Origin of the sequence: Clostridium sp. (genome assembly GCF_047718555.1) — a bacterium.
GTDB lineage: Bacteria > Bacillota > Clostridia > Clostridiales > Clostridiaceae > Clostridium_I.
Genome location: NZ_JBDNRK010000014.1, coordinates 15,340 through 31,759, shown reverse-complemented (window position 1 = coordinate 31,759; position 16,420 = coordinate 15,340). Strand labels below are relative to the sequence as shown.

The following is a 16,420-nucleotide window of genomic DNA, read 5'->3' as shown; positions in this document are numbered from 1 at the left end:
ATCTTCCAAAGTGATAAAAAAGGAGGATGAATAGTCGAAATTCACATCTAATTGGCATTAAAAAATGTTAACAATGTATTAAATTTTGTTATATAATTTAATTGTTAAGAAAATTTTTGCGTAAAAATGTACATGTACATTTTTATCCGACGACTAGTAGATGTAACACTCCACCTTCTAAAAAGTTGGAGATAACAGCGATACATACCTAGATGAATTGATAGGTTTAAAGGAGTTGATAATTTGATATATATTCAATTGCTTGAGAATATGGCACTTATTGTACTGTTTGCATATATTTATAATCAATCAAGGGTTTTAAAAAGGTTAATTAGTAACAATTTTAAAATTAGGAATAAGATTTTAATGGTTATATTTTTTAGTATTTTAGGGGTTATAGGTAATTATACAGGAATAGATGTAGGACCTTATGAAATGAATAAAACTAATATATCTACTGGGTATTTGGGTATGTATGATGCAATAGCCAATACAAGGCCAATAGCTCCAATAGTATCTGGATATATCTATGGACCTGTAGTGGGAAGTATAGTTGGATTTATTTCAGGGACACATAGATATTTTTTAGGCGGGTTTACAGCACTGGCCTGTGGAATTGCTACTGTAATGGAGGGAATTGTAAGTGGAATTATAGGAAAGAAATTAAAAAATACAAATTTAAATATAAAATATGCCTGTGCAGCAGCATTAATTTCGGAATGCATTCAGATGATTGTAATTTTAATATTTTCTAGACCTGTTTCAATGGCATTGCAGCTAGTTAAGATTATAGCTGTGCCAATGATAATTATAAATTCTTTGGGTACAATTATTTTTATAAGTATAATAAAAAATGCTAAAGAAGAATGTGATAGAATTGGGGCAATAGAAGCTCAAAAAGCTTTAAATATAGCTCAGAATACTCTGGAATATATGAGGAAAGATGGGCTTAATATTGAAACCGGAAAAAATATTTCTAAAATAATATATGAAATGACAAATATAGATGGAATATTTATAGGAAATAAAGATGGATTTTTAAATTGTGTTGGTGAAGATATAGATGAAAAAAGCATAAAAAATTTTTTGAACGAATATTGTAAATTTCCGCATTCCAAAGTCATAAAATTGGGTAACATGTTTTTTACATGTACCACATTTAATATATCAAATTCAGGATTTGAAGGAGTACTTGGACTTGGATTAAAATCTAAAAAGAATATAACTACTTATTTTCTACAATTTGCAGAGGAGCTTAGTGACCTTTTATCAAATCAAATAGAATTATATAAATTAAATAAATTGGCGGAAGAAGCATCTACGGCGAAATTTAGAGTATTAAGAGCTCAAATAGAACCACATTTTTTATTTAATGCATTGAATACTATAGCATCATTTTGTAGGACAAACCCTTTAAAGGCTAGAGAACTTATAATAGATTTATCTAATTATTTTAGAAAAACCTTAAAGAGGCAAGAGGATTTTGTAACTTTAAGGGAGGAAGTGGAGTTTGTTCAATCTTACTTTTCTATTGAAGAAGCCAGGTTTGGAAATAGATTAAAACTTATTATTGATATACCGGAATCAATAATGAACATGAAGATGCCCTCATTTATACTTCAGCCTATTGTAGAAAATGCAGTGAAGCATGGAATATTGCCTAAACCAGAAGGAGGAAGTATATATCTAAAGGCATTTTCGGAAAAAAATGAGATAAAGTTTTATGTAAAGGATACCGGTGTAGGAATGAATGAAGATAGACTAAAGGAAGTATTGCTCAACTGGCCTGGAATAGGGCTTAAAAATGTAAATGAAAGATTGAAATTGCTATATGGTGAAGAGTATGGATTGAGTATAGAAACATCTTTTAATAAAGGAACTAAAATTAGTTTTACTATACCCATAGAGGAGGTTTTGTCAGTAAATGGATAAAATTAAATGTGTAATTATAGAGGATGAAATACCTGCCGCTGAAGAATTAAATTATATAATATCAAAAAATAAATCTGTAGATGTTGTGGGAATTGCTTATGATGGTAAAAGTGGAATAGAAATTATAAAAAGAGAAAAGCCTAATGCAGTTTTTTTGGATATAAATATGCCAGTAAAAAGTGGAATTGAAGTGGCCCAAAATGTAAAGGAATTCAATGATTCTATTGATATAATATTTGTTACTGCTTATGAAGAATATGCAGTAAAAGCCTTTGAAATCTATGCCCTTGATTACGTGCTTAAGCCTTTTGTGGATAGACGAATAAATATTACTATAAATAGACTTGTAGATAAATGGAGTAAAACAAAAATAGAAACTGAAAAAATACCCAACATGTTAAATAAGATAATAGATAAAATAGATAAAGATAAAAAAATAGTAAAAAAGATACCCTGTGATAGAAAAGGGAAGATAATATTGGTAGATTTAAAAGATATTTATTATTGTTATATAGAAGATGATAAAACCTATGTAAAAGTCAAGAATGACAGGTATGTGGTTGGATATAATTTATGTCAGATAGAGGAGAAGACTAATTTTTTTAGATGTCATAGAAGCTACATCGTAAATATGGACAATGTAAAAGAATTCTACTCATGGTTTAATGGAACTTATAAATTAGTTATGGATGACCAGCAAAAATCTGAAATACCTATAAGTAGAAATAATGTAAAGAAGCTAAAAGAATATTTTGAAATTTAACTTGATTAGGCATATGAAAATAAATAATAAGTCAAAGATGCGACGGATATTTTGAATGATACAAGGAAACAGGTTCCGAAGATAGTGAGCTATCTGAGGGTTCTGTTGACGCAGTAGGATTCAAAATAGACTAGCATACTGACTAGTTATTTATTTGAATGTGCCTTAGTGAAGCAGAAATTAAAAATTCTCCTTCACTAAATTTTAATTATCAATGCTATGTCATATCATCCCATTGTTCATAGAGTTTTTCTAGATCTTTTTGGAAATTAGTTATTTTAGTATTTATTTCCTTCATTTTTTCTGAATCAGAATATATTTCTTCACGGCATAAACTATTTTGAAGTTCTTCTATTGAAGTTTCAGTCTCCAAAATGGAAGCTTCTATGTCTTTAATTTTTTGTTTTTCTGCTTTAAGTAATTTTTCCTCATCCCTTTTTTTCTTTTTCTCAAGATTTATTTGAGTTTTTGTTTTACCTGAAACTTTTTCTTCTTCTTCAAATCTGGTAGGATTCTTCTTTTTTTCTATGTAATAGGTGTAGTTTCCTAAATATTCTTTTACTCCATGGATTTGAAGCTCATATATTTTAGACACAACTTTGTTTAAAAAATATCTGTCATGAGAAATTACTAGCACAGTGCCATCATAGCCTAAAAGAGCTTCTTCTAGGGCTTCACGGGATACTATATCTAGATGATTTGTAGGTTCATCCAAAAGAAGAAAATTACTTTTTGATAACATTAATTTAAGAAGGTTAATTCTACATTTTTCACCGCCGCTGAGATTGCATATTTTCTTAAAGACATCATCACCTACAAATAGAAAGGCAGCCAATGCATTTCTAACTTCTGTGGTAGTCATATTCGGGAAATCATCCCATACTTCATCAATAATAGTTTTTTCATCATTTAAATTGGATTGTTCCTGATCATAATAACCTATAAATACATTTTTACCTAAAACTTTTATGCCTGCGTCACTTTTAATATTATCTAGCAATATATTAAAAAGTGTAGTCTTACCTCTGCCATTTTCACCAATGAGAGCCGTTTTCTCTCCACGTTTCATATCTATATTCAGGGATTCAAAGAGTTTTTTTTCACCAAAACTTTTAGCCAGTCTCTCAATATGCAGCACATCGTTACCACTTTTAATTAAAGTTTCAAATTGTATTCGCGAGGCTTTACCATCTTTGTCTGGAGCTTTTATTCGTTCAATTTTATCTAGAGCTTTTTGTCTGCTTTCAGCAGCCTTTATACTTTTTTCTCTATTAAAGGAACGATACCTTTCAATTACTTCTTCCTGTCTTTTTATTTCAGATTGCTGCAGTTTATAAGCTTTTAACTGAACTTCATAATTTTTCTTTTTTAGTTCCAAAGCCTCGGTGTAATTGCCAGCATAAGCATTTATGTGTCCTGATATCATTTCTAAAGTTTTTTCTGTAATGGCATCTAAAAAATATCTATCATGAGATATTAAAATAACAGTACCTTTGTAGGCAATAAGATATTGTTCAAGCCATTCAATAGCTTCTAAATCAAGGTGGTTTGTAGGTTCGTCTAAGAGCAGAATATCAGGTTTTGTAAGTAGAAGTTTACAGAGAGCTGTTCTAGTTTTTTGGCCTCCACTCAAAAGATTTATGGGTTTATTATAATCATTTTCTGAAAAACCTAGACCCTTTAGAACTCTATTTATTTCGCCCTTATAGGTATAACCACCCTTGGTATCATATAATTCTGATAAAGTAGTGTAATCTTTAATTACCTTACTATGGTAATCCTCATTTTCAGCATTATAGGGCTCATTCATTTTAATTTCTAGTTCGCTTAATTTTTTTTCCATGTTTAATAATTCTTTAAAAACTGATAGAAGTTCTTCAAATATTGTAGAAGAATCATGTAGAGATAAATGTTGAGAAAGATAACCTAATTTTTTATTTTTTTCTATAAATAATTCTCCACTATCCTGTTCTAGTTGGTTTGTTAAAATTTTAAACAAAGTAGATTTTCCAGCACCATTTGCGCCAATAAGGCCTACTTTTTCACTTTCATTTATAGTAAAGGTTACATCCTCTAAAATCACATCTATGCCATAACTTTTAGTTATATTTCTTGTACTCAAAACTATCATAATTAATCACCAGCCTTATATATTAAGTATAATTATATATTTTACTATTTTAATGCGAAAATTTGTAGTATAATTTAAATTTTATAAAGCTATGTTAATTTTTTATTAAAAAATAAGTGTAAAATTATTGATATGTGGTAAAATAGAATAAGTATATATTTTTGAGATATAAGGGGTGCAGCAGTTGGAAAAGAAAAAAAATATATCTATGGCAGTAATAAAAAGATTACCTAAGTATCATAGATATTTAAATGAGCTAGTTAATAATGAAGTAGATAGAATTTCGTCTAAAGAATTAAGTGAGAAAATAGGTTTTACTGCTTCTCAAATAAGACAAGATTTAAATTGCTTTGGTGATTTTGGACAACAAGGCTATGGATATAATGTGAAAGATTTGCATTATCAAATTTGTAAGATACTTGGGATTACAAAAGAATATGAAACTATAATAGTAGGTGCTGGAAATATTGGTCAAGCTATAGCAAATTACCTGAATTTTCAAAAAATGGGATTTAAAATGAACGCAATATTTGATATAAATCCAAAATTATTTGGACTTAAGATAAGAGATGTGGAAATACAAGATATTGATTGCTTAGAACCTTTTTTACAAAAAAATCCTACAGATATAGCCACCATTTCTGTTCCGCCTAAGAATGCACAAAGTGTGTGTGATATTCTAGTGAGAAATGGTGTGAAAGGAATTTGGAATTTTGCACCAGTGGATTTAATAGCTCCTGATGATGTTATGATAGAAAATGTACATCTTAGTGAAAGTCTACTTACATTAACTTGCCTAATGAACGGAGAAATGTAATATATCATTTGAGGTGCAGGTAAGTAAATTTTAATAAATAAGCAAAATTTCTTATGCGCATTATAATAGTTAATTTTGCTTATTTGTAAAAATATTAAAATTAAAGTAGTTATTTTACAATTAATTTCAATAAAATCAATAGTAGACTGTAAAAAATATGTTAAAAAATTATTTAATTAAAATAGAAAAATATATATTAAGGCATGTCATAGCAACTGAATAAGTTTATGTGAAATCAATAGTTTTAAGAATAAATTTTTAAAACTATTGTATTTTTGTTTGCACTCATACAAGAGTAACGCAATAAAATGCCCATTTTAAAGTTTTAATTCTTATAAATGATAGCAAACAATAAATAATTTTTTATTATTCAATTTTTATTGAAAACTAATTAGTTTCAGTATATAATAAAAATTGAAGCAATAAATAGTATGTTTTTAATTTTCCTTGTTAGAATATTAACAAGGAATTAAAATTGTGGGAGGATTAGGCATGGAATTAAAAAATATTATCCTTGAAAAGGAAGGAAAAATTGCCTTAGTTACAATTAACAGACCAAAAGCTCTTAATGCTTTAAACAGCGAAACATTAACTGAGCTTGATTATGTAATTGATGAAATTGAAAAAGATGATGAAGTTTTAGCAGTAGTACTAACTGGAGCAGGAAAATCCTTCGTAGCTGGAGCAGACATATCTGAAATGAAAGACAAAAACGTAATAGAAGGTAGGAAATTTGGAATACTAGGTAATAAGGTATTCAGAAGATTGGAAAGCCTTGAAAAGCCAGTAATAGCAGCACTAAATGGTTTTACACTTGGTGGAGGCAATGAACTTGCTTTGTCTGCTGACATAAGATTAGCTTCAACTAAGGCTAAATTTGGTCAACCAGAAGTAAGTCTTGGAATAACACCAGGCTTTGGTGGAACTCAAAGACTTGCAAGAGTAATAGGAATAGGAGCTGCTAAAGAGCTTATATTTACAGGAAAGATAATTAATGCAGAAGAAGCGTACAGACTTGGATTAGTAAATAAAGTTGTTGAGCCAGAAGCATTGTTAGAAGAAGCAAAAGCATTAGCTAATACTATTGCAAATAATGCACCAATAGCTGTTAAGCTTAGCAAGGTAGCTATAAACAAGGGACTTCAGACTGATATAGATACAGCACTTTCTTTTGAATCAGAAGTCTTTGGAGCAACTTTCTCTACTGAAGATCAAAAAGAAGGTATGAATACATTTTTAAATGATAAAAAATATTTAACAGGTAATTTTAAGAACAAATAAGGAGGTAAGTTACATGAATTTTTCATTGACTAAAGAACAAGAATTAGTAAGACAGATGGTAAGAGAATTTGCTGAAACTGATGTTAAGCCCATAGCAGCAGAAATTGACGAGACAGAAAGATTTCCTATAGAAAATGTACAAAAAATGGCTAAGTATGGCATGATGGGTATACCTTTCGCTAAAGAATACGGCGGAGCTGGTGGAGACACATTGTCCTACATAATAGCTGTAGAAGAATTATCAAAAGTATGTGGTACTACAGGAGTTATACTTTCAGCACATACTTCACTTTGTGCTTCATTAATAAATCAATTTGGAACACCAGAGCAAAAACAAAAATATTTAACACCACTTGCAAAGGGTGAAAAAATAGGTGCTTTTGGTTTGACTGAGCCAAATGCTGGAACAGATGCAGCTGGTCAACAAACTGTAGCTGTACTTGATGGTGATAATTATATAATCAATGGTTCAAAAATATTTATAACAAATGGTGGAGCAGCAGACATATTTGTTATATTTGCAATGACTGATAGAAGCAAGGGAACAAAAGGAATAACAGCGTTCATAATTGAAAAAGGTTATGAAGGTTTCTCAATTGGTAAGGTTGAAGATAAATTAGGAATAAGAGCTTCATCAACTACTGAGCTTATATTTGAAGATATGGTAGTACCAAAAGAAAATATGATTGGTAAAGAAGGAAAAGGCTTCGGCGTAGCAATGAAAACTCTTGATGGAGGAAGAATTGGTATAGCTGCTCAGGCTCTTGGTATAGCAGAAGGTGCTTTCAATGAAGCAAAAGAATACATGAAAGAAAGAAAACAATTTGGAAGAGAATTGTTTAAATTCCAAGGACTTGCTTGGATGATGGCAGATATGGAAGTTGCTATAGAAACAGCTAAACTTTTAGTTTATAAAGCAGCTTGGGCAAAAGATCAAGGACTTCCATACACTGTTGAAGCTGCTAGAGCAAAGCTTCATGCTGCAAATGTAGCAATGGATGTAACAACTAAAGCAGTTCAATTATTTGGTGGATACGGATATACAAAAGATTATCCTGTAGAAAGAATGATGAGAGATGCTAAAATAACTGAAATATATGAAGGAACTTCACAAGTTCAACAAATGGTTATTTCAGGAAGCGTTTTTAGATAATAAGGAGGGTTATAGACTATGAATATAGTTGTTTGCTTAAAACAAGTTCCAGATACAACTGAAGTTAAAATAGATCCTAAGACAGGAACACTTATAAGAGAAGGAGTTCCATCAATAATAAATCCAGATGATAAGAATGCATTAGAAGAAGCATTAGTAATAAAAGAGAACACAGGTGCCAAGGTTACTGTATTAAGTATGGGACCTCCACAGGCACAAACAGCTTTAAGAGAAGCTATGGCTATGGGAGCAGATGAAGCAATACTTATATCTGATAGAGCATTTGCAGGAGCTGATACTTTAGCTACGTCAAATGCACTTGCAGGAGCACTTAGAAAACTTGATTATGACATAGTATTCGCTGGAAGACAGGCTATTGATGGGGATACTGCACAGGTTGGACCAGAAATAGCTGAGCATCTTCAAATTCCACAGATTACTTATGTAGAAAAGGTAGATGTAACTGGAGATAAAGAATTAACAGTAAGAAAAGCTTGGGAAGATGGTTATGAAATAGTTAAAGTTAATACACCAGTATTACTTACTGCTATAAAAGAACTTAATGAACCAAGATATATGGATATTAAGAATATATTTGGATTATTTGACAAAGAAATAACAGTATGGAGTGCAGATGATATAGATGTAGATAAAGAACTTCTTGGACTTAAAGGATCACCTACAAAAGTTAAGAAATCAGCAACTAAGGAAACTAAGGGACAGGGAGAAATTGTTAATAAACCAGTTAAAGAAGCAGTTAGTTATGCAATTTCAAAATTAAAGGAAAAGCACTATATTTAAAGTGATGTAGGAGGTATTTCGAATGAATATAGCAGATTACAAAGGCGGCGTATGGGTCTTTGCTGAACAAAGAGACGGAGAGCTTCAAAAAGTTTCATTAGAACTTTTAGGAAAAGGCCGAGAAATGGCAGATAAATTAAATACAGAATTAGTTGCAGTATTACTTGGATACAATACTGATGACATGGCAAAAGAATTATTAGCTTATGGTGCTGATAAAGTAATAGTAGCTGATGATCAACTTTTATCACATTTTACAACTGATGCATATGCAAAGGTTATTTGTGAATTATCAAATGAAAGAAAACCTGAGGTAATATTCATAGGTGCTACTTTCATAGGAAGAGACTTAGGTCCTAGAATAGCAGCTAGACTTACAACTGGTTTGACAGCTGATTGTACAGCACTTGATATAGATCCTGAAAATGGAAATTTATTAGCTACAAGACCAGCTTTCGGTGGAAACTTAATGGCTACAATAGTGTGTGCTGATCACAGACCACAAATGGCTACTATAAGACCAGGAGTTTTTTCTAAATTAGAAAAAGACGCAGCTAAAGAAGATAGTTCAAAAATTGAAAAGGTTAATGTAAACTTAACTGCTGACGATATAAGAACAAAAGTACAGGAAGTTGTAAAATTAGCTAAGGATGTAGAAGATATAGCAGAAGCTAACATTATAGTAGCTGGTGGTAGAGGCGTTGGAAGCAAGGAAAATGTTGCTAAACTTCAAGAATTAGCAGAGGTTCTTGGTGGAACAGTTGCAGCTTCAAGAGCAGCTATAGAAAAAGAATGGATTGATAAATCAGTTCAAGTTGGTCAGACTGGTAAAACTGTAAGACCTCAGCTTTATATAGCTTGTGGTATTTCAGGAGCTATTCAGCATCTTGCTGGAATGCAGGACAGTGACTATATAATAGCTATAAATAAGGACGAAAATGCGCCAATAATGCAGGTAGCAGATCTTGCAATAGTTGGAGATTTAAATAAAGTTGTTCCAGAATTAATAGCACAGGTAAAAGCTAACGCAAAATAATATAAAATTTGCGTAGAATAATTCTGCTCTGAAAAGGAAATTTTAAGTTTAAAAGACTACAACTTAAATAATTATAATCCATATATTATAATTATTTAAGTATAAAAAATTTATATTTAGGAGGCTACATAACATGAAAAAAGTGTGTGTACTTGGTGCTGGAACAATGGGTGCTGGAATTGCTCAAGCTTTTGCAGCAAAAGGCTTTGAAGTTGTTCTTAGAGATATAAAAGATGAATTTGTTGAAAGAGGAATAAAGGGAATAGATAAAAATCTTTCAAGATCAGTTACAAAAGGAAAAATTACTGAAGAAGCAAAAACTGAAATACTTACAAGAATAACTGGAACAGTTGACCTAAATCAGGCAGCTGATTGCGATCTTGTAGTTGAAGCAGCAGTTGAAAATATGAAAATCAAACAAGAAATTTTTAAAGAATTAGATAGTATTTGTAAGCCAGAAACTATTTTAGCTTCAAATACATCATCACTTTCAATAACTGAGGTTGCAGCTGCAACTAATAGACCTGATAAGGTTATTGGTATGCATTTCTTTAACCCAGCTCCAATTATGAAACTTATTGAAATTATAAAGGGAATGGCTACTTCACAGGAAACTTTTGATGCAATAAAAGAGTTAAGTGTTGCAATCGGTAAAGAACCAGTAGAAGTTGCAGAAGCTCCTGGATTTGTTGTAAATAGAATATTAATACCAATGATAAATGAAGCTGTTGGTATCTTTGCAGAAGGAATAGCTTCAGCTGAAGATATTGATACTGCTATGAAGCTTGGTGCTAATCATCCAATGGGACCTTTAGCATTAGGAGATTTAATTGGTCTTGATGTATGTTTAGCAATAATGGATGTCCTTTATAAGGAAACTGGAGATACTAAGTACAGAGCTCATTCATTGCTTAGAAAATATGTAAGAGCAGGATGGCTTGGAAGAAAATCTGCTAAAGGTTTCTTTGATTACGCAAAATAGTAATTATGTGAAAAGGTATTATTCTTTAGAATAGTACCTTTTTTATTTTTTATTTATTTGATATAATACAAATTAAGGCATCTTCAAAAAATAACTAAGTCAGTATGCTAGCCTATTTTGAATCCCTCTGCGTCAACAGAACCTTCTGATAGCACAACTATCATCAGAACCTGTTTCCTTGAGGGATTCAAAATATACGGCGCATCTTTGACTTCTTATTTATTTTCAGATGCCTAAGTTATATTAAGAAAATAATCTATTAGTATAGTGATAGAAATTTTATTTAATCATATAAAATGGAGGTTAATATGTTTAAAATATTAGATACAAATAAAGATGTGAATGATATTTATACTATGAAGATAATAGCACCAAGAGTTGCTAAGTCTATAAAACCAGGTCAATTTGTAATACTTAGAATAGATGAAAAAGGAGAAAGAAATCCTTTTCCAATTGCTGATTACGATGTAAAGGAAGAAACTGTAACTATTGTTTTTAGAAAAAATGGAGAGCTATCAACAGAACAGCTTGCAAGCTTGAAGGCAGGAGACAGTATATTAGACTTAGTAGGACCTATAGGACAGGCATCTCTTTTATTTAGTGAAGATATAAATGACCTTAAAAATAAAAATATACTTTTTGTAACAGATGATTTATCTGCTGCAAGAATATATCCAGCAATTTCCTGGTTATATAAAAACAATATAGAAAGTGATGCTCTAATTGCTTTTGATACTTATAAGGATATAGTATTTAAAGAGAGAATTGAAGCTGTGACTAAAAACGTATATATTTCTACAAAAGATGGAAGTGAGGGAATTAGTGGACCTATTTCTAGTGCATTGGAGAGCCTTTTACAGGGTGAAAAGAAATATGACATAGTTGTTGCAATAGGACTAACAGAATTAATGGAAGAGGTTTCGGTGATTACTAAAGAGTATAATATAAAAACTATAGTTAGCTTAACTACTTTGATGCTGGATGGAATCGGAATGTGCGGAGGCTGCAGACTTACCATTGGTGGAAAGGTAAAATTTGCATGTCAGGATGGTCCGGAATTTGATGGACATCTTGTAGACTTTGAAGAAGTTAAGAGAAGAGAGAATTTGTATAGCAGTTATGAAGCTAAATTGAAATACAGACAGAAGCATGGAAGCTGTAATCATAGTGAAAATGAAGTTACTATAGGGTTAGAGGAGGAAAATCATGAGTAAATTACAAAGAACACCTGCCCATGAACAGGCTGTAAATGCCAGAATAAAAAATTTTAATGAAGTTTGTTTAGGATATAATGAAGAAGATGCTGTAAATGAGGCTAGCAGATGTCTTCAATGTAAGAACCCTAGATGTGTGGGTAAATGCCCTGTTAATAATAAAATACCTGCTTTTATAAAATCTATAAGAGAAAGAGATTTTAAAGAAGCAGCTAGAATAATTTCTGAGACTAGTGCTTTGCCAGCAGTGTGCGGAAGAGTTTGTCCGCAAGAAATTCAATGCGAAGGCGGATGCGTGCTTGGTATTAAAGGAGAGCCAATATCTATAGGAAACCTTGAAAGATTTGTAGCAGATTGGTGCAGGGAAAATAGTATAGAATTCGGTGAAAAAGCTGAGAGCAATGGTAAAAAGGTAGCGGTTATAGGAAGTGGTCCTGCTGGAATTACCTGTGCGGGAGATCTGGCGAAGCTTGGATATGATGTTACAATCTTTGAAGCCCTTCATGAAGCTGGTGGCGTTTTGGCATGGGGTATACCAGAATTTGTGCTTCCAAAGGAAACTGTAGTTAAACATGAAATAGACAATTTAAAAAGACTTGGCGTTAAAATAGAGACAAATGTCATTGTAGGGAGAACTGTAACTATAGATGAGCTTTTAAATGAAGAGGGTTTTCAGGCTGTATTTATTGGTACAGGAGCAGCTGTACCTAATTTCATGGGTATACCCGGTGAAAACTTTAATGGTGTGGTAGCTGCCAATGAATTTTTAACTAAAAATAACCTTATGAAGGATTATAGAGAAGACTATAAGACACCTGCAGTAATAGGAAAAAGAGTAGCTGTAGTAGGTGGAGGAAATGTAGCTATGGATGCTGTGAGAGCAGCTTTAAGGCTTGGAGCGGAATCTCATCTTATATATAGGAGATCAGAGGAAGAGCTTCCTTCAAGAGTTGAGGAAGTTAAGTTTGCAAAAAATGAGGGGATTAAATTTCATCTTTTAACAAATCCAATTGAAATATTGGGAGATTCAGATGGCTGGGTAAGTGGTATAAAATGCATTGAAATGGAACTTGGAGAAGCAGATGCCTCAGGAAGAAGAAGACCAATACCCGTGGAAAACTCAGAGTTCATTTTGGATGTGGATATGGTAATTATGGCTATTGGCTCAGGGGCTGATCCACTAATTATTAATACTACAGAGGGTCTTGAAGCAAATAGAAAAAATCTTATAGCAGTAGATGAAGAAACTGGACGTACTTCAAGAGCTAAAGTTTATGCTGGTGGAGATGTAGTAACAGGCCCGGCTACTGTAATACTGGCTATGGGTGCAGGTAAGAAGGCAGCAAAGGCTATTCATGAGGATTTAAGCAAATAAATATGTAGACATAGGATGAGATTTCTATTCCATCCTATGTCTAAAAATCTTATATGGAATACTGATGTTGCAAGATAAAGTGTGAAAAGAGAGGGAGTATGATTTTGTTTGTTGATTATGTGAAAAAATACTATGATAAAGAATATAATTTAAATTGTGCGGAAACAATAATTTATGCAGCAAATGAAAGGTATGAGCTTAATTTAGACAAGAAGGCATTAAAATCAATGGCAGCCTTTGGCGGTGGAATGGGTATAGGTGATGTATGTGGTGCCATAACAGGTTCTCTGGCTGTACTTGGAATTGTCTTTGTTGAAGATAGAGCTCATGAAAGTGGTAAAATAAAAGAGATATCTGCAGAGTTTTTTAATAGATTTCAAGCTATTTTTAAAGAAAAGAACTGTATTGAACTTAAGGAAAAGTTTGCAAATTATGAAGAACGTTGTAGTAAAATGGTGTATGCTGCTGGAAAAATTCTTGAAGAATTAATAGAGGAATATAAGTAGTAAAATAGATTGCAGCACTTACTGAAAAGAGGATATAGGATGGATTTTAAAGATATTGAAAGTAATGAGAAGTGTGTAATAGTTAAGGGTATAGAAAATTTTGAATTAGACCATGTATTTGAGTGTGGACAGTGCTTCAGGTGGAATAAAACAAAAGAAGGTACCTTTATTGGAGTTGCCTTTGGCAAGGTGATTGAAGTCGAGAAGAAAGATAATGATTTATTAATATACAATACTACAGAAAAAGAATTCAATGATATATGGGTAGATTATTTTGATTTAAATAGAGACTATGATGAAATAAAAATAGAACTTAGTAAAGATCAACTTCTTAAAAAATCAGTAGATTTTGGAAGTGGTATAAGAATTTTAAAACAGGAACCCTTTGAATTATTAATATCCTTTATTATTTCTGCAAATAACAGAATACCAATGATAAAGAGAGCAATAAAGGCTATAAGTAAAGAATGGGGTAAGGAAATAAAATATAATGGTGAAACTTATTATACATTTCCTAGCGTGGAAGATTTGCAGGATAAAACTATAGAAGATTTTGAAGATTGTGGAACGGGTTTTAGGGCAAAGTACATAAAGGATACCTGTGAAAAAGTATATGAAAATAATGATATTCTGCAGTACATATATAGTTGTGATGATGACAAATGTCACATAGAATTGCAAAAATTTATGGGGGTAGGACCTAAAGTAGCAGATTGCATAATGTTATTTTCTATGCAAAAGTATTCTGCCTTTCCCGTAGATGTATGGGTTAAAAGGGCAATGATGCATTTTTATGTTGCTCCAGATGTTTCACTTAAAAAAATAAGGGATTTTGGCAGAAATAAATTTGGAAATTTGTCGGGATTTGCTCAGCAATATCTGTTCTATTATGCCAGAGAAAATAATATACTAGAGTAGGAAACTTTGAAATATCAAGGGTCGAACATTAATTTGTATCCATATTTCAAAGGATTCGTCAAAAATACTAGTATAAAATACATCATATATGTGTAATGAATTAAAATCTAGAGCTAAGGGTTTATGCCAGCTCTAGATTTTATTATCTATATTTAGGACTATAGGTATACTTGATTTTTTTATGTATAATTCTATAGAGTATGTATAATATTAGTCCAAATATTACAGACAATGATACTATTGTAATTAAACAGTGTAAAAAGAATGATTCTGGAAGAATAAGTATTATAGGATCGGTTTTGGGATCAAATAACCAAAAATTATTTCTAAATAATATTTTATGAAAATCATCAAAATACTCTGTAAAATTTGTTAGGAGAATTGGTATTAAAATTAGAGGCAAAGCCATTAAAGCTATTCCGGATATTTTTAAATATAAATATATTTTGTTTTTTATGGTAATAATAATTGACATGATGATAAATAATAGGGAAAAATATAAAAAATAATTCATAAATGCAAAAATTTTATGTACTTCAAAAAAATGTATTTTAGCATCAGCAGATGAAGTTAGTGTTGGAAGGGTGAAATCTGAAGGGGAAGATTCATTCAAGAAATTAATTACATAATTATAATTAGTCTTTATAGTGGCAATATCCAAGCCAGAATCTTGTTCTACATTTAAATTTACCACATCGTAATAGTAAAGTGGTTTAAAGTTAGAAACAATTTTAGCAAAAAACATGATAGTAGATAAAAATATAACTAATGACATAATTGCTTGAAGTATTATAAACTTTTTCTTAAACATATGTATCTCCTATTCTAATAGGGCATTTTTAGAGAAATAAGCGATAAATATCACAATGTGATAAAATTATATCTTCCTTTGTATGCCTAGATTTATATCTATAATTATATAGGTTTATATGTAGTTTTAATATATATTTATTAAAATATTTGTTAAAATTATTTAAAAGTTAAATTTTACATTAACTTTTTAGAAATATTGAGAAAACAAGAGAAATTAACCAATACGACGACATAATAGAAGATAATTTAGAGTAATTGCCATAATTGACTGTATTAATCTAAACTTAGAATTTGCTTATATAAATCGTATTAATTATTATAATAATTGTATTAGCACTCAAGTGAGACGAGTGCTAACAGGTAAAATAATAATAAATTTTTCTAATAAATTGAGGAGGGTTTAAAGATGAAAATTAGACCACTTGGAGACAGAGTAGTTATTAAAAGATTGGAAGCAGAGGCAACAACAAAGAGCGGAATTGTTTTGCCAGGATCTGCTAAGGAAAAGCCAGAAATAGCGCAGGTTGTTGCAGTAGGACCTGGTGGATATGTGGATGGCAAAGAAATTAAAATGGAATTAAAAGTTGATGATAAGGTATTTTTCTCAAAATATAGCGGAAATGAAGTTAAACTTGATGGAGAAGAATATTTGATTGTAAAACAAGATGACATACTTGGAATTGTTGAAGATTAATGTT

The 16,420-nt window shown here is 31.1% G+C and carries 15 protein-coding genes; 13 read left to right on the top strand and 2 right to left on the bottom strand.

The annotated features are described in order from the left end of the window. Window positions 1–243: 243 nt before the first annotated feature. Together ABF633_RS07805 and ABF633_RS07800 are read left to right on the top strand one after the other, a co-directional pair. A complete protein-coding gene (locus tag ABF633_RS07805) occupies window positions 244–1,932 on the top strand; it encodes a LytS/YhcK type 5TM receptor domain-containing protein (RefSeq protein ID WP_415523104.1) in 1,689 nt (562 codons plus the stop codon). After that, the gene (locus tag ABF633_RS07800; protein ID WP_415523103.1) at window positions 1,925–2,695 is read left to right on the top strand and encodes a LytR/AlgR family response regulator transcription factor; all 771 of its coding nucleotides are present in this window, start codon (window positions 1,925–1,927) and stop codon (window positions 2,693–2,695) included. The genes ABF633_RS07805 and ABF633_RS07800 overlap by 8 nt, the downstream gene beginning before the upstream one ends. A 217-nt stretch (window positions 2,696–2,912) precedes the next feature. Here ABF633_RS07800 and abc-f read toward each other — a convergent pair whose 3' ends face one another. Next, window positions 2,913–4,826: a ribosomal protection-like ABC-F family protein gene (gene abc-f, locus ABF633_RS07795; RefSeq protein ID WP_415523102.1), complete on the bottom strand. Its 1,914-nt coding sequence runs from the start codon at window positions 4,824–4,826 to the stop codon at window positions 2,913–2,915. A gap of 184 nt (window positions 4,827–5,010) precedes the next feature. Between abc-f and ABF633_RS07790 the strand changes: the two genes are divergently transcribed. From ABF633_RS07790 to ABF633_RS07745, 10 genes are all read left to right on the top strand, one after another. Next, complete coding sequence (locus ABF633_RS07790) at window positions 5,011–5,643, top strand: redox-sensing transcriptional repressor Rex (protein WP_415523101.1); 633 nt, start codon at window positions 5,011–5,013, stop codon at window positions 5,641–5,643. A 492-nt stretch (window positions 5,644–6,135) separates the two neighbouring features. Then, window positions 6,136–6,924 carry a short-chain-enoyl-CoA hydratase gene (locus ABF633_RS07785; protein ID WP_415523100.1) on the top strand — a complete coding sequence of 263 codons (789 nt, stop codon included), beginning with the start codon at window positions 6,136–6,138 and terminating at the stop codon, window positions 6,922–6,924. Window positions 6,925–6,937: 13 nt separating this feature from the next. Continuing rightward, window positions 6,938–8,077, top strand: coding sequence for an acyl-CoA dehydrogenase (locus ABF633_RS07780; RefSeq protein ID WP_415523099.1), 1,140 nt, complete (start codon window positions 6,938–6,940; stop codon window positions 8,075–8,077). 18 nt (window positions 8,078–8,095) lie between these two features. Beyond that, entirely contained in the window at window positions 8,096–8,878 is a 783-nt protein-coding gene (locus ABF633_RS07775; protein WP_415523098.1) for an electron transfer flavoprotein subunit beta, read from the top strand. A 22-nt stretch (window positions 8,879–8,900) separates the two neighbouring features. After that, entirely contained in the window at window positions 8,901–9,914 is a 1,014-nt protein-coding gene (locus ABF633_RS07770) for an electron transfer flavoprotein subunit alpha/FixB family protein (RefSeq protein WP_415523097.1), read from the top strand. 133 nt (window positions 9,915–10,047) lie between these two features. Then, window positions 10,048–10,896, top strand: coding sequence for a 3-hydroxybutyryl-CoA dehydrogenase (locus ABF633_RS07765; protein WP_415523096.1), 849 nt, complete (start codon window positions 10,048–10,050; stop codon window positions 10,894–10,896). 308 nt (window positions 10,897–11,204) lie between these two features. Further along, window positions 11,205–12,110, top strand: coding sequence for a sulfide/dihydroorotate dehydrogenase-like FAD/NAD-binding protein (locus tag ABF633_RS07760; RefSeq protein WP_415523095.1), 906 nt, complete (start codon window positions 11,205–11,207; stop codon window positions 12,108–12,110). Continuing rightward, window positions 12,103–13,485: an NADPH-dependent glutamate synthase gene (gene gltA / locus ABF633_RS07755; protein WP_415523094.1), complete on the top strand. Its 1,383-nt coding sequence runs from the start codon at window positions 12,103–12,105 to the stop codon at window positions 13,483–13,485. The genes ABF633_RS07760 and gltA overlap by 8 nt, the downstream gene beginning before the upstream one ends. 104 nt (window positions 13,486–13,589) lie before the next feature. Beyond that, a complete protein-coding gene (locus tag ABF633_RS07750; RefSeq protein WP_415523144.1) occupies window positions 13,590–13,991 on the top strand; it encodes a C-GCAxxG-C-C family (seleno)protein in 402 nt (133 codons plus the stop codon). A gap of 39 nt (window positions 13,992–14,030) precedes the next feature. Continuing rightward, window positions 14,031–14,909, top strand: coding sequence for a DNA-3-methyladenine glycosylase family protein (locus ABF633_RS07745; RefSeq protein WP_415523093.1), 879 nt, complete (start codon window positions 14,031–14,033; stop codon window positions 14,907–14,909). Between the two features lie 142 nt (window positions 14,910–15,051). On the opposite strand, the gene ABF633_RS07740 is transcribed toward ABF633_RS07745, so the two are convergent. Beyond that, window positions 15,052–15,720 carry a TIGR01906 family membrane protein gene (locus ABF633_RS07740; protein WP_415523092.1) on the bottom strand — a complete coding sequence of 223 codons (669 nt, stop codon included), beginning with the start codon at window positions 15,718–15,720 and terminating at the stop codon, window positions 15,052–15,054. A gap of 408 nt (window positions 15,721–16,128) precedes the next feature. On the opposite strand from ABF633_RS07740, the gene ABF633_RS07735 reads away from it, so the two are divergent. After that, window positions 16,129–16,416, top strand: a complete 288-nt coding sequence (locus tag ABF633_RS07735; RefSeq protein ID WP_415523091.1) for a co-chaperone GroES — start codon at window positions 16,129–16,131, stop codon at window positions 16,414–16,416. The last annotated feature ends 4 nt before the right edge of the window (window positions 16,417–16,420 follow it).

Bases quoted from the DNA above. Each gene is read 5' to 3' on its own strand.
- ABF633_RS07800 (WP_415523103.1), top strand. From the start codon at position 1,925: ATGGATAAAATTAAATGTGTAATTATAGAGGATGAAATACCTGCCGCT.
- abc-f (WP_415523102.1), bottom strand. From the start codon at position 4,826: ATGATAGTTTTGAGTACAAGAAATATAACTAAAAGTTATGGCATAGAT.
- ABF633_RS07785 (WP_415523100.1), top strand. From the start codon at position 6,136: ATGGAATTAAAAAATATTATCCTTGAAAAGGAAGGAAAAATTGCCTTA.
- ABF633_RS07780 (WP_415523099.1), top strand. From the start codon at position 6,938: ATGAATTTTTCATTGACTAAAGAACAAGAATTAGTAAGACAGATGGTA.
- ABF633_RS07775 (WP_415523098.1), top strand. From the start codon at position 8,096: ATGAATATAGTTGTTTGCTTAAAACAAGTTCCAGATACAACTGAAGTT.
- ABF633_RS07770 (WP_415523097.1), top strand. From the start codon at position 8,901: ATGAATATAGCAGATTACAAAGGCGGCGTATGGGTCTTTGCTGAACAA.
- ABF633_RS07765 (WP_415523096.1), top strand. From the start codon at position 10,048: ATGAAAAAAGTGTGTGTACTTGGTGCTGGAACAATGGGTGCTGGAATT.
- ABF633_RS07760 (WP_415523095.1), top strand. From the start codon at position 11,205: ATGTTTAAAATATTAGATACAAATAAAGATGTGAATGATATTTATACT.
- gltA (WP_415523094.1), top strand. From the start codon at position 12,103: ATGAGTAAATTACAAAGAACACCTGCCCATGAACAGGCTGTAAATGCC.
- ABF633_RS07745 (WP_415523093.1), top strand. From the start codon at position 14,031: ATGGATTTTAAAGATATTGAAAGTAATGAGAAGTGTGTAATAGTTAAG.
- ABF633_RS07740 (WP_415523092.1), bottom strand. From the start codon at position 15,720: ATGTTTAAGAAAAAGTTTATAATACTTCAAGCAATTATGTCATTAGTT.
- ABF633_RS07735 (WP_415523091.1), top strand. From the start codon at position 16,129: ATGAAAATTAGACCACTTGGAGACAGAGTAGTTATTAAAAGATTGGAA.